The sequence below is a fragment of the Symbiobacterium terraclitae genome, from assembly GCF_017874315.1.
Taxonomy (GTDB): Bacteria; Bacillota; Sulfobacillia; order Symbiobacteriales; family Symbiobacteriaceae; genus Symbiobacterium; species Symbiobacterium terraclitae.
This window is the reverse complement of sequence record NZ_JAGGLG010000032.1, coordinates 21,597-39,524: the sequence shown is the minus strand read 5'-3', so window position 1 is coordinate 39,524 and position 17,928 is coordinate 21,597. Positions and strand designations below refer to the sequence as shown.

Genomic DNA, 17,928 nt, shown 5'->3' with positions numbered 1-17,928 from the left:
GGTTTCCCTCGTATCTTAACACATAAGGTCAGGAAGTTCTATCCATGTGGCCTTCCGTGCCCTGCTGCCAGGCATGCGTCGCGGCGTCCGCTCCAACCGCGCCGGCAGGCCCCAGGTCGCCCTCGAAGGCCCCTCGCTCCCGCCGGGCCTTCGCCTCGACCGCACCGGACCCGGCGCGGTCCTCCCCGTCCGGCGCTATGCCCGGGTAGGGGTTCACGTGCACCAGCACGTTGCGGCACTCGGGCACGGCCCGCATGATCGCCGCCTTCACCCGCTTGCCGATGCGGTGCCCCTCCGCGACGGTGAGGTCCTCGTCGACGCTCACCTTGCAGTCCACGTGGATCGCTGGGCCGAAGACCCGCGCCTTCAGCTCGCCCACCTCCCGCACGCCTGCCACCGAGCGCGCGGCCGCGCGCAGTAGCGCCATGGTCTCCGGGTCGGGCGCCCGGTCCATCAGGTCGCGCACGGCCTGCCAGTATAGGCCGAGCCCCATGCGGAGGATCAGGCCGGAGACGGCGAGGCCCATCACCGGGTCCAGCAGCGGCAGGCCGAAGCGGCCGCCCAGGGCGCCGGCCAGGGCGGCGGCGGATGCGAGCACGTCGGTGCGCTGGTTGGCCGCGTCGGCCAGCACCGCCTGGCTGCCGATGCGCCGGCCCAGCCGCGCCAGATACCGGGCCAGGGCCTCCTTGGCGGCGATGGAGGCGGCCGTCACCACCGCCGCGATCGCCCCGACGGGCTCCCCGCCGGACCGCAGCGCCTGCAGCGCCCCGGTGCCTGTCACCAGCCCGGCGATGGTCACGATGATGCCGACGAACTTGGCGGCCACCGGCTCGGCCTTCTCGTGGCCGTAGGGGTGGTTCCGGTCGGGCGGCAGCGCGGCGATCCGGCTGCCCCCCAGCACCACCAGCGTGGCGAGGATGTCGGTGCCCGAGTTGGCCGCGTCGGCCAGGACGGCGGTGGAGCCGGAGAGGAACGCGGCGGCACCGCGGGCGACGGTCAGCGTCAGGTTGACCAGGATGGTCAGCGCACCGGCGCGGCTGATCAGCCGCTGGCGCGCCTCTGCGGACATGCTGGATCCCAACGGGCCCCCTCCCTTCCCCCGTAGTATGCGCGGGGACAGGGCGGGGGCCCGTGTGCAGTCACAGCGCCCGGAGGGCCTGGTCCAGGTCGCCGATCAGGTCAGCCACGTCCTCGAGGCCCACGTGGATCCGCACCAGGCCGGGGTTCGGCCACTGCGCCTCGGGCAGCCGCCGCATCGCCCCGATGACCGGCACGAAGACCAGCGACTCGTATCCGCCCCACGAGACGCCCAGGCGGAAGTAGCGCAGGGCGTCCACGAAGCGGCTGACCTGGTTCAGGTCGCGGGTGTCCAGCTCGAAGGAGAGCAGGCCCGAAGCGCCCCGCATCTGCCGCAGCGCCAGCTCGTACTGCGGGTGCGACGGGTGGCCGGGGTAGTGCACCCGGGCGACCCGCCCGTGGCCCGCCAGGAACTCGGCCACCTTGGCTGCGCTCACCTGGTGCTGCCGCAGGCGCACCGGCAGGGTGCGGAGCCCGCGGCCCACCAGCCAGGCCTCGAACGGGCCGATGATGCCGCCCAGCAGCGGGTACTCGGCGTCGCCGATCCGGCGCAGCCGCTCGGCCGGGCCCAGGACCGCCCCGGCCAGCACGTCCGAGTGGCCGCCGAAGTACTTGCTGCCCGAGTAGACCACCAGGTCGACGCCCAGCTCCAGGGGGCGCTGCAGCAGCATGGTGCAGTAGGAGTTGTCGATGACCGTCGCGATGCCGTGCCGCCGGGCGATGGCGGTGACCGCCGGGACGTCCTGGAGCTTCATCACCCCCGAGGAGGGCGACTCCAGGTAGAAGAGCGCCGTGTTCGGCCGCACCGCGGCCTCCCACTCGGCGGGATCCCGCCCGTCCACCAGCGTGGCGGTGATGCCGAACCGGCTGAGGTAGCCCGTGATGAAGGCGCGGGCCGGTCCGTACGCCGTGTCGACGGCGACGATGTGGTCGCCGGCCTTCACGCAGGAGAGGATCGCCGCGGAGATTGCGGCCATGCCCGACCCGAAGAGCCGGCAGGCCTCCGCGCCCTCCAGCGCAGCCAGCTTCTCCTCCACCACGCGCACGGTCGGGTTCCGCCCCCGGGTGTAGACGCAGTGCTCCTGCTCATCGGCAAAGGCGGCCACTGCGTCGGAAAAGGAGGGGAAAACGAAGGTCGACGTCTCGAAGATGGGCGGCGCCGCCGCCCCCAGGAAGCGGAAGGGGTCGTCTCCGGCGTGGACGGCCAGGGTGTCGATCCGGCTGCTCGGGTGCGGTGCTGACCTGTGCATGACTGCTTACCTCTCTTCCCCAAAACTTCAGGACCTTCACTAATTCGGCGGCGTCCAGGGGGTTCCTGCGGCCGCGGCCGGGGGGAAGCGGGGGCCCGCCCCCCGGGCAGGACTTCGGACACGCACTAAGAAACTAACAGTCTAGACCTAGCTGGAAGAGGGTGATCCCCGTGAGACCCTCTCCTACCCTGATCCTCCGCGTGAGCCTCACCCTGCTGATCGCGGCGATGCTGGGCGGGCTGGCAGCCAACCTGCAGATCAGCCGGCAGCCGGTGATCGCCGCGGACATCCCCGTCCGCGCCGCGAACTCGCCCCTGCGCTTCCTGATCGTGTCCCCCGCGCAGGACCACCCCTTCTGGACGGAGGTCCACCGCGGGGCGAGCGCGGCCGCCGCGGCGCGGAACGTGACGGTGGAGCTGCAGGGGGCGCGGCGCGCGTCGGTGGAGGAGCAGGTGCAGCTGATCGACATGGCCGCCGCGGCCCAGGTGGACGGCATCATCACGCAGGGCGCGGCGGACCCGGCCCTGGCCGAGGTCGTGGCCAAGGCCGCGGACCGGGGCATCCCCGTCATCACCGTCGAGACCGACATGCCCGCACCGGACCGCCGCCTGGCGTACGTCGGATCCGACAACTACCAGGCAGGCCGCCTGGCCGCCGAAGAGCTGATCCTCCGCACGGGCGGCCGGGCGGTGGTGGGCGTCGTGCGGGGCCACCTGGGGTCCGAGGCCGACGACCTGCGGCTGCAGGGCTTCCGCGACGCCCTGGCGGTCGCCCCCGAGGTGCAGATCGTCGCCGTCATGCCGTCGCAGCTCAACCGCAGCGTCGCGGGCCAGCGGGCGCTCCAGATCCTGCAGGAACACCCGGAGGTCACCGCCCTGTACGCCACGACGGAGGTCGACAGCATCGGCGTGGCCCAGGCGGTGGAATCCTTCGAGAGCCGCCAGGTCCTGGTGGTCGGCTGGCGCACCGAGCAGGGCTGGGACAGGGCCTCCCTCTCCGGCGTCATCCGCGTCTCGATGGTGGAGGACCCGCAGGCCATGGGGCGCACCGCCGTCGAGGTGCTGGAGGCCTACCTGCGGCGCGACGTGCGGCCGGACCGTGAGGTCTTCATCCCCGTCACCGTCAAGTCGGGGGGTGGGCGGCGGTGAGGCTGAACACCGTCCAGGGGCGCCTGACGGCGACCATGATGCTGATCGTGGTGCTCCTCTCGGCCTTCGCCCTCCAGATGTTCACCCACTCCCGGGCCACCGCGCAGATGTACCAGGAGCGCCTCTCCGACCTGGTCCGCGTGGCCGAGCTGACGCAGGCCGTCGACGAGGCGGCCGGCACGCTGGGCCAGCTGGCCACCGGCCCCTCCGCCGACCAGACGGAGGCGCGGTTCCGCGAGCTGCGCACGACGATCTACCGCCTGCGCCGGGAGCTGCCGACGACGACGGTGAGCCCCGGGGGCGCCCGGCTGATGGCCGACCTCGACAACATGACCGACAGCTTCCTGGTGGAGGCCGGCGCCGCCATCTACGCCTTCCGCGCCGCCAACCTCGACCGGTACTACGAGCACGACCGGGAGGCGGCCACCATCGCCCGGTACGTGCGGGAGACCGCGGACCGCCTGCTCTCGGCAGAGCTCGAGGCGTTCCGGCAGGTCTACCCCGAAGTGCTTACGCGCGACCGGCTGCTGCAGAACCTGGCGCTCGGGGTGCTCGCGGCGGTCATCGCGCTGGTGGTGGCGGCGGCGTGGTCCTTCGCCCGCAGCGTCACCGACCCGCTGCAGGCCCTGGCGGGTGCGGCGCGCCGGATCGCCGGCGGGGACCTGACCGGCCCCGCGGTGCCCGTGGGCACCGACGAGGAGATCCGGGTGGTGGGCCAGGCCTTCAACCAGATGCAGGAGAGCCTCAGGCGCCACATGGCGGAGCTGGCCTCCAAGGCGGAGCTGGAGCGGCGGCTGCGCCACGAGGAGATGGAGAACCTGCAGACCCAGAGCCTCCTCCGGGAGGCCGAGCTGCGCGCCCTGCAGTCGCAGGTGAACCCCCACTTCCTCTTCAACACCCTGAACATGGTGGCCAAGACGGCCCTGATCGAGGGAGCCGACCGGACCTGCGGCCTGCTGGAGACGGTGGCCGACCTCCTGCGCTACAGCCTGCGGGCGCCGGACCGGCCGGTGACGCTGGCGGAGGAGGTCGCGCAGGTCCGCCGCTACATGACGATCCAGCAGGAGCGCTTCCGCGAGCGCATCCGCTTCACCTGCGAGGTGGACGAGTCCGCCCTGGCGCTCACCATCCCGTGCCTCATGGTGCAGCCGCTGGTGGAGAACGCTGTGCTGCACGGCATCGGTTCCCGGGAGCACGGGGGAACCGTGGCGCTGGCGGTGAAGCGCGCAGGCGACCGGGTGCAGGTCTCCGTTGCGGACGATGGCGTGGGCATCCCGGAGGATCGGCTCCAGGCGCTGATGGAGGGCACGGCCGAGATCCACGCCCTGGGCCACTCCACCGGACTGGGGATCTACAACGTGAGGCGCCGCCTCGACCTGTTCTACCGGGGCGAGGCCGGCTTCCAGATCGAGAGCGCCCCCGGCCGGGGGACGCGCTGCCTGATCGAGCTGCCCTACCGCCAGGAGTGGCTCCCGGCCGGGGCGTCCGAGGAACGACACGGGGGGGAGAACCATGCGCATCCTGGTGGCTGACGACGAGCCCATCGAGCGGGAGGCCCTGCGCGTCCTGGTTCAGCGCCACCTGCCCGAGGCCGAGGTGGTCGGCGAGGCCGGCACCGGCACCCAGGCCGTGGACCTGGCCGAGCGCCTGCACCCCGACGTGATCCTGCTGGACATCCAGATGCCCGGGCTCACCGGGCTGGAGGCCCTGCACGAGATCCGGAACCGCTGCCCCGACACCCGCTGCGTCATCGTGAGCGCCTACGACTACTTCCACTTCGCCTGCGAGGCCCTGCGGCTGGGCGCGGCGGACTACCTGCTGAAGCCCGTCAAGCGGGACCAGATGGTGGACCTCCTGCGCCGCCTGGCCCGGGAGATCGCCTCGGAGCGGCAGCGCCGGCAGGACGACCTGGCGCACAAGGAACAGCTCTCCCTGGTCCGCCCGCTGGCGGAGGCCGAGCTCTTCCGGCTGCTCATCAGCGGCGACTGCCCCGACCGGCGCGCCACCCTGCAGCAGTTTCTCGGCGTCGAGCTGCAGGCCGGCCTCTGCATGGTCCTGGGCCTCACGGCCCGGTCGCTGCCCCCCGACATGCCGGAGGCCGAGCGCACCGACCTGAAGAACCGGGCCTTCCAGTACCTCCGGTCCCTGGCCCACTCCCTCTGCACGTGCGTCGTCGGGCCGGAGGAGGACGGGGTGACGCCGCTGCTCATCGCCGTGGACCTGCCCATCGACGAGTACCACGCCCGCACGTGGTCCTCCGCGCTGGCCCGGCGCCTGCGCGACCGGGTGAAGGAGCAGACGGGCGTGCGGCTGCGGGCGGGCATCGGCACACCGGCGACCCCGGGGGCGTTCCTCCGCTCCTACCAGGAGGCCCAGGCCGCCTTCCGCTTCGAGGACGTGTCGGAGAAGGTCACCCACTTCGGCGACCTGGAGGAGGGGCTCCTGCCGGAGGGGGGCGACCCCCGGCTGGCCCCCCCGCACCTCCCCGACCGCTGGCGGCCGACGCCGGCCGTGCTGACGGCCGTGGAGACGGGCAAGCGGTTCATCGAGGAGCACTTCGCCGAGGACCTCTCCCTCGAGCGGGTGGCCCGGGAGGTCTCCCTCACCCCCTACTACTTCTCGAAGATCTTCAGCCGGGTCTGCGGCGAGAGCGTCGTCGACTACCTCACGCGCGTCCGCATCGAGACGGCGAAGCGCCTCCTGGCGGACCCGGCGGTGACCATCAAGGAGACCTGCTTCGCGGTGGGCTACAACGACCCCAACTACTTCAGCCGGGTCTTCAAGAAGGTCACGGGGCAGACGCCCACCGAGTACCGCACAAGCCTGGTCTAGGGAGGCGTGGCACGTGCGCTGTCTCACCGCCCTGCTGGCGGCCCTCGCCCTGCTCCTCTCGTCCTGCGGCGCGCAGCAGGCCGGCCTGGGCGAGTCCGACCCCGGGATCCTCATCGGCTTCAGCCTGGACACGCTGCAGGAGGAGCGCTGGCAGCGCGACCGCGACCTGTTCGTGGCCCGGGCGCGCGAGCTCGGCGCAGAGGTGATCGTACAGGCCGCCTCCGGAGACACCTTCCTCCAGATGAGCCAGGCGGAGAACATGATCGCCCGCGGCGTGGACGTCCTCGTCGTCGTCGCGCACGACGCGGCGACCATGGGACCCATCGTCAGGGCGGCGCGGGAGGCGGGCGTGAAGGTCGTCGCCTACGACCGGCTGATCACCTACGTGGACCTGGACTTCTACCTCGCCTTTGACCACGAGCGGGCGGGCGCGATGCAGGCCGAGTACCTGGTCGGGCGGGTGCCCCGGGGGCGGTACGTGCTCCTGGGCGGCGCGTCGGCGGACCACAGCGCCTACCTGCTGCGGCGCGGCGTGTACAGCGTGCTGGAACCGCTCAAGGCCGACGGGCAGATCGAGATCGTGCTGGATGAGCTGATCCCCGGCCTCACCCCGGAGGAGGCCGAGGCCCTGGTCGACCGGCTGCTGACCGGCTGGGGCGCATCCGATGGGGCGGCCACTGATCCTGCCGCCGAAGGGCTTCCACCGGCTGAGCCGCCCTTCGACGCCGTGATTGCGGCGGACGACGCGGCCGCGCGCGGCGCCGTCGCCGCCCTCGCCCGCCACGGGCTGGCGGGCCGGGTGCCGGTCGCCGGCCAGAACGCCGACCTGGACGCGCTGCAGCGCATTCTGGCCGGCACGCAGACCATGACCGTCTACAAGCCCATCAAGGAGCTGGCGGCCGCTGCCGCCGAGGTGGCGGTCGCCCTGGCCAGGGGCGGGCGCCCGGACGCGCCGGCGGCCACGTCCAACGGGAAGCATGACGTCCCGACGCTGCTGCTGGAACCGGTGGCCGTGGACGGGACCAACTGGATGGAGACCGTCGTGGCCGACGGCTTCCACCGCAAGGAGGACATTCTTGGCATCCCCAACTAGCACAGATTCGTCCGGTGAGGACGCGCTCCGGCCCCCCGGTGAACCAACCCGTCCAGCAAGAGGACAGGATCGTGCAGGGCGGTCACCGGGGGGCAAGTGTTACCCTGAAATAGGTGTCAGACTCTGCACACGGGGGGATCGCACAGATGAAGCGCACCGTGAAGGTAAGTCTCGTCGCGACGCTCTGCGCCGCCTTGCTGCTGGCTGCCGGCTGCGGCGGTGCACCGTCCCAGCCCGCGAACCAGGGCGGGTCGAACCAGCCGTCCGGATCCCAGTCCCCGGTCTCCGGCAGTGAGGCCGGCGGCGAGAAGCAGGTCGAGATCTTCTCCTGGTGGACGGGCGCAGGCGAGGCCGCCGGCCTCGAGGGCCTGATCAAGCTCTTCACCGAGAAGCACCCGGACATCGAGGTCATCAACGCGGCGGTGGCCGGCGGCGCCGGCACCAACGCCAAGGCGGTTCTCGCCAGCCGCATGAGCGGCGGCAACCCGCCCGACACGTTCCAGGTGCACGCGGGCCACGAGCTGCTCGACACCTGGGTGGCGGCCGACAAGATGGAGCCACTCAACTTCCTCTACGAGTCTGAAGGCTGGTACGACGTCTTCCCGAAGCAGCTCGTCGAGATGATGAGCAAGGACGGCAACGTCTACAGCGTCGCCGTGAACATCCACCGCGGCAACGTGATGTTCTACAACAAGAAGGTCTTCGACGAGAACAACCTCACCCCGCCGACCACCTTCGACGAGTTCTTCACGGTGGCCGAGGCCCTGAAGGCCAAGGGGATCACCCCGCTGGCGCTGGGCGACAAGGAGCCCTGGACCGCGCTGCACCTGTTCGAGTCGGTGCTGCTGGGCGTCATCGGGCCGGAGAAGTACAACGGCCTGTTCGACGGCTCGGTCTCGTGGGACGACCCCGGCGTGCGCGAGGCGCTGGAGACCTTCAAGCGGATGCTGCAGTACGTCAACGACGACCACGCCGCCCGCAACTGGCAGGATGCCTCGCAGCTGGTGGCCCAGGGCAAGGCGGCCATGAACGTGATGGGCGACTGGGCGAAGGGCTACTTCACCACCGACCTGAACCTGAAGGGGAACGTGGACTTCGGCTGGGCGCCGTCCTGGAACACCGAGGGCACCTTCATGGTGATCTCGGACACCTTCGGCCTGCCGAAGGGCATCCAGCACCGGGAGGCGACCATCGAGTTCCTGAAGGTGCTGGGCTCCAGGGAGGGCCAGGACGTCTTCAACCCGCTCAAGGGCTCGATTCCCGCCCGGACCGACGCCGACGTCAGCAAGTACGACGACTACAGCAAGGAGGCCATGCAGGACTGGTCGACCAACGAGCTGACCCCGTCCATCGCGCACGGGTCGGCGGCCAGCCCCGGCTTCTCCGAGAAGATCACCCAGGTGATCACGGTCTTCGTCACCACGGGCAACGTGGACCAGGCGGTCGCCGACCTGGTGGCGGCGGCCGGCGCCGAGCTCAAGTAATACAGGGTCAATCGCAGGGAGGGCCGACTCCGCGCGTGGGCCGGCCCTCCTCCTTCACCCTTCGCGGGGGTGCGTCGCCATGCACGGCCAACGGCTGGAACGGTTCGTGCCGTTCCTGATGGTACTGCCTTCCATCATCCTGATCGCCATCTTCGTCTACGGCTTCATCGGCTGGACCGGATACGTCTCGGTCTCCAACTGGAACACCTTCGTCCCGGACTTCTCCTTCGCAGGGCTCAAGAACTACGCCTACCTGTTCAGGGACTTCCGCTTCCAGTCGGACCTGCGCAACACGCTCTTCTTCAGCGTCCTCTTCATCGGCTCGTGCCTGGTCATCGGCCTGGCGCTGGCGGTGCTGGTCGACCAGAAGCTCCGGGGGGCCGCGTTCTTCCGCAACGTCTTCCTCTTCCCCATGGCCCTCTCGTTCGTCGTGACGGGCGTGGTCTGGCAGTGGATCCTGAACCCCTCGACGGGCGTCAACCTCTGGCTGAGGGCGCTGGGGGTGGAGAACCCCCCGCTCTGGTACGTGAGCACGCAGGTCGTCCCCAAGATCGCCCTCGGCCGGATCCAGTTCGGCCTGCCGCTGGCGATCCTTGCGGTGGTCATCGCCGGCGTCTGGCAGCAGTCGGGCTTCGCGATGGCCACCTACCTGGCCGGGCTGCAGTCGATCCCCGAGGAGGTGCGGGAGGCGGCCAGCGTGGACGGCGCCACCGAGTGGCAGAAGTTCCGCTACGTCATCCTGCCGATGCTGCGGCCGATGACCATCACCATCGTGATCATGCTGGCCCACGTCTCGCTGAAGACCTTCGACCTGGTCTACGCGATGACGGGCCCGGGGGCCGGCTACGTCACCGACGTCCCCGGCGTGTACATGTTCGAGACCTCGTTCCGGGGCAACCACTACGCCAACGGCGCCGGCATCGCCATGGTCATGCTGATCCTCTCGGCGGCCGTGACCGTGCCGTACCTGCTTGGCAGAGGGCGGAGGGATCTGGGCGATGTCGACATCAACTAGGAGTCCCGCCCCCCGCGGGCCGGCGAGCCGCCTCAAGGCGCCCGCGCTCTACGCCCTCATGATCCTGGTGGCGCTCTTCTTCCTCACGCCGGTCTACGTGATGCTGGCCACCAGCCTCAAGCCGCTGGATCAGATCACGCTGGAGCAGATGTGGGAGTGGCCGCGGTCCATCAGCTTCCAGAGCTACGCCGTCGCCCTCGAGAAGCTGCGCCCCAACCTGATCAACACCTTCCGGCTGGTCATCCCGGCGACCATCATCTCGGCGCTGGTGGGGTCGCTCAACGGGTACGTGCTGGCCAAGTGGCGGTTCCGCTACGCCGACCAGGTCTTCACCTGGCTGCTCTTCGGCATGTTCGTGCCCTACCAGTCGATCCTCATCCCGCTGATCCGGTTCCTGCAGGAGATCCAGCTGTACAACACCATCGCCGGGCTGGTGCTGGTGCACGTGGTCTACGGCATCCCGATCACCACGCTGATGTTCCGCAACTTCTACGCCCAGATCCCCGACTCGCTGATGGACGCCGCCCGCATCGACGGCGCCGGCGTGTGGGGCACCTACGTCCGCATCGCCCTGCCGCTCTCGCTGCCGGGGTTCGTGGTGGTGGGCATCTGGCAGTTCACCCAGATCTGGAACGAGTTCCTCTTCGCCGTCTCCATCACGCAGTCCACCAAGCAGCCGATCATGGTGGCGCTGCAGAACCTGTCCGGCAGCCAGATCGTGCAGTGGAACGTGCAGATGGCCGCGGCGCTCATCGCCGCGCTGCCGACGCTGCTGGTCTACATCCTGCTGGGCCGCTGGTACGTGCGCGGGCTGATGGCCGGCGCCGTGAAGGGCTGATCCGGGAATGCTATAGCCTGGCCCTACTCTGGTCAGGAGGTGCCAGGCATGTCCGAGATTCTGCCACCCGAGGTCCAGCAGCAGACCGACGAGTGGGAGACCCGGCAGCGGTACAACCCGGAGGACGTGGAGAAGGTCGAGGGGAACCTGCGGATGACCAAGGTCCGCCGCACGATCCCCATCACCCAGCATTACTACTCCAATCACCCGGGGTCATCGCAATCCCAGAAGTAGGCCGCGAGGAGGGGGCGCACGCCCCCTCCTCAACACGTGGTCAACCCCGATCACTGCAGCCTGAGATCGCGAAACCCTGTTCGTGCATCCGGAGATCAGCGTCACAGAAAGCGAGGGGCCATCAGCAGGGCCTCTCCGAGGGCCCGTGGGCCGTCGACCCAGACCCGGGAGGGAAGTTCCGCGCGATGAACCGCCTGTACCTGGTGCGGCACGCCAGGCCGCACATGGATCCGACCCGGCACCACTCCGAGTGGTCCCTCGACCCGGCGGGCGAGCCCGAGCTGAAGCAACTCGCCTCGCTTCCGCACTGGTCCGCGGCATACCGGATCGTGAGCAGCGAGGAGCCCAAGGCATTCCAGACCGCAGCGTACATCGCCGGGTTCAACCATCTTCCGCCTCCGGAGACCGTGGCCGACCTGGGTGAACTGCACAAGGCCTCCTTCGTCCCCAACCACGACGAGGTGATGGCGGCCCTCTTCCGCTTCCCGGACCGGCCGGCGGCCGAGGGCTGGGAGACGGCCGGCGCGGCGCTGGCGCGCTTCGTCCGGGCGATCACTGCTCTGCCGGAGGACGCCCGGGGACGCGACCTCATCGTGGTCTCCCACGGCACGGTCCTCTCCCTCTACCTCAGCCACCTGCAGGGCCAGGGCCGGGTCAACCCGGCCGACTGGGCCAGGATCAGAATGCCCGACTACTGCGTGGTCGACACGAGGAGCATGCGCCTGGTGCAGCCGTTCGGGGCGTGGTAGGCGGTCACTCCTGAGGTCCGCCGGCCGGGCCTGGAGCGGCAGGGCGGTTCGCCGCCGCATAGGCTGGGGCCGAGGTGGTCCCCGTGAGCGCTGTCCCCGTCTATCGCGACGTGCTGCTGGCCCTGGAGGCGGCCGGCCACGGATCGCCCCTCTGGCCGGCCTTCCACAACATCGCCTACCGCCCCAACCGCGCGTACTTCGACGGGCTGGCCGAGACCTACGGCCCGGCCCTGCTGGGGCCGGAGGGGCTTCCCGGGGCGGTCAGCCGCCTTGCCCCCGCCCTGCACACCGCCCTGCGGCCCGCCCCGGCCTACCGCATGGAGCAGCGGGCCCGGCAGATCATGGACGGGCTGCGCCCGCTGCTGCCGGGACGGTCGCCGCGCCTCTACCTCGCCACGCTGTTTTTCGCCGCGCCCGCCGCCACCATCGCGGTCGAGGGGCGGCCGGCCATCGCGCTCGGCCTGGAGCGCTTCTCCCCCGCGCCGCCGCCCGGCCCCAAGTACTGGTACCACCCCGACGAGGTGGTGGAGATGCTGCCCCACGAGGCGGCCCACGCCGTCCGGATGGAGGCGCTGGGGCTGCCCCCCACCCCGCGCCTGCTCAGCCTGCTGGACATGGTGATGCTGGAGGGCACGGCCCTGACCTTCACCGACCTGCTGCTGGGCCGGGAAACCCTGGCCACCTTCATGGACCCGGGGCGCCTCCACTGGCACCGGGCCAACGACGCCCTGGCGGTGGCCGCGGCGGCGCGGGAGTTCGGCGCCGGGGGGATGGAGGTCTTCGCCCGGTACTTCGCCTGCGACGCGCCCATCAGCGGCTACTGGGTGGGGTACTCCCTCTGCCGGCGCTACCTGGACCGCTACGGCCCCGGTTCCATCGGCGAGCTGCTCGTGCTCCCCTCCGCGGAGATTCTCCGCCGCCTCGGTTGAGTTCCGTCGCAACCCCGGCGCCGACCCATCCCATCGCCCGCCGGGCTGAAACCCGCACCGGGGCGACCACATCACCAGCCCTTGCCCGCCACCACCCGCTCGGCGGCGAAGCCGGCCCGGTTGAACAGCGCCAGGGAGGCCGCGTTGTGCAGCGCGATCTGGGCCACAAGGCCCCGGGCGCCGATCCGGCGGGCGTGCCGCTCCGCCTCGACCAGAAGGCGCGAGCCAATGCCGCGGGCGCGCAGGTCCGGGTGGACCCAAATGTCCATCACTACCACCTCGGGCGCGCCCGTGAACGGGTTCGCCTGCGGCAGCAGCAGCACGTGCCCCACCGGCCCGCCGCCGTCCGGGTCGGCGACCAGGAGCGCGCTGTCGGGCGTGGCGAGCACCATCCGGTACATCGTGTGGAACTGGTACCGCACCGCGTCCTCCCGGGCCAGCGGCACCTCGCGCGCCACCAGCTGGTCCCGGGCGGAGGCGGCACCGCGCGCCAGCACCACGGGAAGCTCTGCCGCTCGATAGGTTCGGACCTGCACCATGCCCCACCCCTCCCTCAGCCAGAATCCCTATGCGGCGAATCAGTTGAGAAGGACACGGCCGGTCGCTATACTGAGGGGGAAAGGGGGTCCTCGTCTGTGGCCGGAGAGCGATGGCAGGGCGCTACGACCGAGCGCGGGAAGCCGCGGGTGTACATCCAGCAGTACCTGGATCTGAAGCTGCCCGAGGCGCGCTACAAGCAGATCTGTCAGGAGATGGGCCTGGAGAAGCCGTTTTCCGAGGAGGCCGCCACCGCCGTAATGGAGGCGTTCGTGGAGGACCTCGACGACGGCTCCCAGTGCGACTCGGTCCACCTTCAGCGGGGCGACGGCATGGTGGTGCTGATGACCGTCGTCTCGTACCCGTACAGCCAGGCGACGTTCGACCGCGTCATGGCGGCCTATCTGGCCAAGAAGGCCCTGGGACAGGGCGAGTGACCGGGCCCCGTTGAAGGAGCCACGCTGCGCGCAGACGTCAAACAACCCAGGGGCGGTTGCCCCCGGGTTGTTCTGTCTTTATCAGGATGTTGCAGCCCGCCGCAACCAAACAGCGGCCTCCATCGTAGTATTTGGGGGACGGACCGGGCTACTCCTCCGGCTCCGCCGACCGGTCGGCCTCCGGGCTCGCCTGCGGGGAGTCCCACGGTTCGGGAAGCGGCTTCCGGTTCATCATACCCTCGTGGACGCCGTGATACCAGCTGACGACCGGCTCGCCGGGCCGCCAGCAGAGCAGGACCTCCTGCCCGTCGATCAGCGCCGGGAAGTCGACCAGGTACCCGCCCTTCAGTTCGCCGCCCAACTCCCGGATTCGATCACACTGCACCTGGGAGAGGATCCGCAGGAAGTCCAGCTCCGCCTCTTCCTGCAAGAAGGTGTAGGTGTCTACCTTGTCGTCGCGCCGCCGGGCCTCTACCTTGCGCTGCCGCAGCCGCCAGTCCTTCTCCTGGATCTCCGCGTCCAGGCGCCGCAGGTAGGCGATGATGCGCTCCAGTTCGGGAATGAGACGGTTCACCTCGTCCGGTGTGTAATAACGGTTTCCCATGACCCATCCCCACCTTCCCTCGGCCGTGCGACCTGTTTACGCGCATTATACGGAGTCCGAAGGGAAGAAGTCAAACCCCCGCCGGTCCACTCCGGCGGGAGCCGAAAGGTGGACATTCGTTGCTCACAATCCTCGATGCCCGCGTCGAACACATCACCGCGCTGCTGCTGGCCGGCATCATGGAAGGAACCGGCATCCCCTGGCCGGGCAGCCTGATCATGGCGACCATCGGCATGCAGACCGGCGGTGACTGGTCGGCCGTGGGCGTGCTCACCGTCAGCTTCAGCTTCGGATACACCCTGGGGTCGCTCGCCCAATACGTGGTCGGGCTTCTCCTGGGCCCCGTGGCCCTCTCCTGGCTGGCGCCGCGTTTTCGTGACCGCATCGAGCGGCTGATCACCCGCTGGGGGCTCAGCGCCGTCTGCTGGGCACGCCCGCTGGCCATCGGGAACTACGTGTCCATCCCCGCCGGGATGGTGCGCATGAACCCGTTCCTCTTCGCCCTCGCCACCTTCGTCGGCGCCATCCCCTGGGCCCTGGGCACCCTTGCGGCCGGGCGGTGGCTCCGCCGGTACCTCGGCTCGCTGCCCGAGCAGCTCGAGCGGTGGCTGGTGCCCGCTGTCATCGTCCTGGCGGTGCTGCTGCTGCTCTGGTGGGGGCGGATCCTCTGGAGGGCCAGTACCAGTCGCGGCGCTGCAACCGTCCAAAAGGGCGGATGGGCCCGGTCCGGCCGGCCCAGGTAGTGCGAAAGGAAGTGGCCCTCTTGGCAGTGGACAAGGCAAAGATTCAGCAGGCGGTCCGGATGATTCTGGAGGCCGTCGGTGAGGACCCCAACCGCGAGGGGCTGCTGGAGACGCCGCGGCGCGTGGCCGACTTCTACGAAGAGGTCTTCGCCGGTCTCCACCGCGACCCGGCGGAGCGGCTGTCCGCCATCTTCAACGAAAACCACGAGGAGATGGTGATCGTCCGGGATATCTCCTTCGAGTCGATGTGCGAGCATCACCTGCTCCCGTTCATCGGCAAGGCCCACGTGGCCTACATCCCCCGGAGCGGCCGGGTTGTCGGCCTCTCGAAGCTGGCCCGCATCGTGGAGGACTTCTCCCGCCGCCCGCAGCTTCAGGAGCGCCTGACCTCGCAGATCGCCGACCTCCTGATGGAGCACCTCAACCCGCAGGGCGTCCTGGTGGTCGTCGAGGCCGAGCACATGTGCATGACCATGCGGGGCGTCCGCAAGCCGGGCGCCGTCACCATCACCTCCGCCGTGCGGGGCGTCTTCGCGACCAGCAGCCCCACCCGGGCCGAGGCAATGGCGCTGATCCGGGGAACCCGATAAGGCAGAAGCATCCCGAGCCTCCGTGACAGCAGGTCACGGAGGCTCTCCTCTTCCCACCAATCCCCTCGCAGTGCAGGGGAACCCTCATATGGCAAATCCCGTCCAATCCTATAGTTATACAGTCACTGAGGTGAAACACCTTGTCGATACGCCGACGGCTGGTGGGGCTGGTCACGGCCACCGCCCTGTTGGTGAGCGCCGCGCCGGCCCTCGCCACGGACACCCAACCCCTCGCCCTCTATGTCAACGGACGGGAGCTGTTTCTGCCGCAGGTGCCCATTCTCAAGGAGAACCGCGTCCTGGTGCCCATGCGGGCCTATCTGGAGTCGCTGGGCGCGGAGGTGGGTTGGGAGCCGCCTGACCTGGTCACCGCAGCGCTCGGCGGCCGCACGGTCCAGCTGCGCATCGGCGAGCAGACGGCCCTGGTCGACGGCCGGAGCGTCCCGCTGGACGTGCCCGCGCAGCTGATCGAGGACCGCACCTACGTGCCCCTGCGCTTCCTCTCCGAGGGGCTCGGCGCGACGGTGGAGTACGACGGCGAAGCGGCCGCGGTCACCGTCCAGACGGCCCCGCCGGGCCAGCTGGAGGTCATCGACGGGCCGCTGAACGTCCGGCAGTCGCCCAGCACCTCCTCCCCCATCCTGATGACGGTTCCGCTGGGCACCCGCCTGGAGATCGTGACTGAGGAGCCCGGGTCGGAGTGGACGGAGGTCCTGCTGCCGGGCGGCCTCCGCGGCTGGGTGGCCAACCGCTACACCCGCACCCTGGGGAGCCAGCCCGTGGTGGAGCCCTTCCTGCCCATCCTGGAGCAGCGCGCCTTCCTGCAGGCGGGCGGCCAGTGCGTGGGCGCCGTGCCCATCATCGCGGACCTGACCCTGGTCCCGCTCGCGGAGACGATGCGCGCCCTGGGCGGCTCCCTGGAGCGCACCGAGGACGGCGCCGGCATGCGTGCGCGCCTCTCCGGCCGGGAGCTGATGCTGGTGCCGGGCTCCGTGGAGGGCTGGCTGGACGGCCAGCTCCGCATCCTCACGGCCGCCCCGGTGGTGGTCGGCGGCCGGCCATTCGTCGCCGCCCGGGACGTGGCCGACATCTTCGGCCTGCCGCTCAGCTGGTCGGACGCCACCCACACCGTGACCATCGGCGAGGCGGGGACCGTCTGCAACCCGCCGGCCGCGGCCAAGGCCTACATCATGATGGACGCAGCCACCGGCGCGGTGCTGAGCGAGTACAACGCCCGCGACCCCCTCTATATCGCCTCCACCACCAAGATCATGACGGCCCTGCTGGCCGTGGAGCGGGGTAACCCGAACTCGGTGGTCACCGTCAGCAGCACCGCCGCCAGCCAGCCCGGCACCAGCGTCTACCTGCGGGCCGGCGAGCAGCGGACGCTGGGCGAGCTGCTCTACGGGCTCATGCTGGTCTCCGGCAACGACGCCGCCGTCGCCATCGCCGAGCACATCTCGGGCAGCGAGGAGTCCTTCGCCTGGCTGATGAACCAGCGGGCCGCCGAGCTGGGCGCCCGGAACACGTATTTCGTCACCGCCTCGGGCCTGGACGACTGGGTGGACCCCTACTCCACCGCAGAGGACCTGGCGGCGATCGCGCAGCACGCCCTGCAGAACCCGCGCTTCCGGTCGTACATGTACCCGACCCAGGCCGTGATCCCCGGGCCCTGGGGGAACCGACAGCTCACCAACAGCAACCTGTTCACCCTGCGCTACCCCGGCGCGACGGGCGTGAAGAACGGCTGGACCGAGAAGGCCGCTTACACGCTGGTGGCCTCGGCCTGGCGGGACGGCCGGGAGGTGCTCCTGGTCCTCCTGGGTGCCCCGACCCGCACGGAGCTGTACAGCCAGGCCTACAACCTGATGGACCACGGCTTCATCCTCGCCGGCCAGTCCTGGCTCCTGAACTGAGACAAGAAAGCCCCCTGCCGGCGGCAGGGGGCATCGTATGATTGCAGGAATGACTACATCCGGCGGGCGGAGAGTGCGAGGTCGGTCCCCTCCGACGCCAGGCAACAGCGCCCGGGCCCCTTCACCCGCACCAGCACGGCTGAGAGCACGGGGCGCCCGGCGACCACCCCCTGCACGCTGACCTCCAGCATGCCGGTAAAGTCGGGGTGGGCCCGGCTGAACTCGGCCGCCGCCTGCAGCGGGTCACACGGCGTCTGGATGTGCGCGTCGGCCGGCCAGCGGTTTGGAGTGAGGCGCTCGAAGTACGGCACAGACATCTCTCCTCTCCGCAACCTGGGCTTCTTTTTCTTCTCCAGAGACGCCCCTCCTCCTGCCAGTCCAAAGGTACTAAAATGAACCGCAAACGGTGGGAGGGGGGGACCGGCAGGCCACAGTGCCCGCCCGGCGCCCAT

19 protein-coding genes are annotated in these 17,928 nt (G+C 70.2%); 14 read left to right on the top strand and 5 right to left on the bottom strand.

Going from position 1 to position 17,928, the window contains the following annotated elements:
- Positions 1-28 precede the first annotated feature (28 nt).
- Positions 29-1,081 carry a cation diffusion facilitator family transporter gene (locus tag J2Z79_RS15260; RefSeq protein WP_209467758.1) on the bottom strand — a complete coding sequence of 351 codons (1,053 nt, stop codon included), beginning with the start codon at positions 1,079-1,081 and terminating at the stop codon, positions 29-31.
- 58 nt (positions 1,082-1,139) lie between these two features.
- A complete protein-coding gene (locus tag J2Z79_RS15255) occupies positions 1,140-2,327 on the bottom strand; it encodes a trans-sulfuration enzyme family protein (RefSeq protein WP_209467757.1) in 1,188 nt (395 codons plus the stop codon).
- Positions 2,328-2,497: 170 nt separating this feature from the next.
- Between J2Z79_RS15255 and J2Z79_RS15250 the strand changes: the two genes are divergently transcribed.
- From J2Z79_RS15250 to J2Z79_RS19000, 10 genes are all read left to right on the top strand, one after another.
- Positions 2,498-3,475, top strand: a complete 978-nt coding sequence (locus tag J2Z79_RS15250; RefSeq protein WP_209467756.1) for a substrate-binding domain-containing protein — start codon at positions 2,498-2,500, stop codon at positions 3,473-3,475.
- Complete coding sequence (locus J2Z79_RS15245; protein ID WP_209467755.1) at positions 3,472-5,007, top strand: sensor histidine kinase; 1,536 nt, start codon at positions 3,472-3,474, stop codon at positions 5,005-5,007. The genes J2Z79_RS15250 and J2Z79_RS15245 overlap by 4 nt, the downstream gene beginning before the upstream one ends.
- On the top strand, positions 4,988-6,307 hold the full coding sequence (locus J2Z79_RS15240; protein WP_209467754.1) for a response regulator: 1,320 nt from the start codon (positions 4,988-4,990) through the stop codon (positions 6,305-6,307). Before J2Z79_RS15245 ends, J2Z79_RS15240 begins: the two co-directional genes overlap by 20 nt.
- A gap of 13 nt (positions 6,308-6,320) precedes the next feature.
- Positions 6,321-7,400 carry a sugar ABC transporter substrate-binding protein gene (locus J2Z79_RS15235; RefSeq protein ID WP_209467753.1) on the top strand — a complete coding sequence of 360 codons (1,080 nt, stop codon included), beginning with the start codon at positions 6,321-6,323 and terminating at the stop codon, positions 7,398-7,400.
- A gap of 146 nt (positions 7,401-7,546) precedes the next feature.
- Complete coding sequence (locus J2Z79_RS15230) at positions 7,547-8,884, top strand: ABC transporter substrate-binding protein (RefSeq protein WP_209467752.1); 1,338 nt, start codon at positions 7,547-7,549, stop codon at positions 8,882-8,884.
- A gap of 79 nt (positions 8,885-8,963) precedes the next feature.
- On the top strand, positions 8,964-9,899 hold the full coding sequence (locus J2Z79_RS15225; RefSeq protein ID WP_209467751.1) for a carbohydrate ABC transporter permease: 936 nt from the start codon (positions 8,964-8,966) through the stop codon (positions 9,897-9,899).
- On the top strand, positions 9,883-10,737 hold the full coding sequence (locus tag J2Z79_RS15220; protein ID WP_209467750.1) for a carbohydrate ABC transporter permease: 855 nt from the start codon (positions 9,883-9,885) through the stop codon (positions 10,735-10,737). The genes J2Z79_RS15225 and J2Z79_RS15220 overlap by 17 nt, the downstream gene beginning before the upstream one ends.
- Before the next feature lie 48 nt (positions 10,738-10,785).
- A complete protein-coding gene (locus J2Z79_RS15215; protein WP_209467749.1) occupies positions 10,786-10,971 on the top strand; it encodes a hypothetical protein in 186 nt (61 codons plus the stop codon).
- A gap of 185 nt (positions 10,972-11,156) precedes the next feature.
- Positions 11,157-11,720, top strand: coding sequence for a histidine phosphatase family protein (locus J2Z79_RS15210; protein WP_209467748.1), 564 nt, complete (start codon positions 11,157-11,159; stop codon positions 11,718-11,720).
- 83 nt (positions 11,721-11,803) lie between these two features.
- Positions 11,804-12,649, top strand: a complete 846-nt coding sequence (locus J2Z79_RS19000) for a DUF2268 domain-containing putative Zn-dependent protease (protein WP_209467747.1) — start codon at positions 11,804-11,806, stop codon at positions 12,647-12,649.
- A 71-nt stretch (positions 12,650-12,720) separates the two neighbouring features.
- Here J2Z79_RS19000 and J2Z79_RS15200 read toward each other — a convergent pair whose 3' ends face one another.
- Complete coding sequence (locus J2Z79_RS15200) at positions 12,721-13,188, bottom strand: GNAT family N-acetyltransferase (protein WP_209467746.1); 468 nt, start codon at positions 13,186-13,188, stop codon at positions 12,721-12,723.
- Positions 13,189-13,284: 96 nt separating this feature from the next.
- Between J2Z79_RS15200 and J2Z79_RS15195 the strand changes: the two genes are divergently transcribed.
- Positions 13,285-13,623, top strand: a complete 339-nt coding sequence (locus tag J2Z79_RS15195; RefSeq protein ID WP_209467745.1) for a hypothetical protein — start codon at positions 13,285-13,287, stop codon at positions 13,621-13,623.
- 148 nt (positions 13,624-13,771) lie between these two features.
- On the opposite strand, the gene J2Z79_RS15190 is transcribed toward J2Z79_RS15195, so the two are convergent.
- A complete protein-coding gene (locus J2Z79_RS15190) occupies positions 13,772-14,227 on the bottom strand; it encodes a DUF2203 domain-containing protein (protein WP_209467744.1) in 456 nt (151 codons plus the stop codon).
- Positions 14,228-14,346: 119 nt separating this feature from the next.
- Between J2Z79_RS15190 and J2Z79_RS15185 the strand changes: the two genes are divergently transcribed.
- From J2Z79_RS15185 to J2Z79_RS15175, 3 genes are all read left to right on the top strand, one after another.
- Entirely contained in the window at positions 14,347-14,970 is a 624-nt protein-coding gene (locus J2Z79_RS15185) for a DedA family protein (RefSeq protein ID WP_209467743.1), read from the top strand.
- Positions 14,943-15,560, top strand: a complete 618-nt coding sequence (gene folE / locus J2Z79_RS15180) for a GTP cyclohydrolase I FolE (RefSeq protein WP_209467742.1) — start codon at positions 14,943-14,945, stop codon at positions 15,558-15,560. The genes J2Z79_RS15185 and folE overlap by 28 nt, the downstream gene beginning before the upstream one ends.
- A gap of 140 nt (positions 15,561-15,700) precedes the next feature.
- A complete protein-coding gene (locus J2Z79_RS15175; RefSeq protein WP_209467741.1) occupies positions 15,701-17,476 on the top strand; it encodes a stalk domain-containing protein in 1,776 nt (591 codons plus the stop codon).
- A gap of 53 nt (positions 17,477-17,529) precedes the next feature.
- Here J2Z79_RS15175 and J2Z79_RS15170 read toward each other — a convergent pair whose 3' ends face one another.
- A complete protein-coding gene (locus J2Z79_RS15170; protein WP_209467740.1) occupies positions 17,530-17,787 on the bottom strand; it encodes a hypothetical protein in 258 nt (85 codons plus the stop codon).
- Positions 17,788-17,928 lie beyond the last annotated feature (141 nt).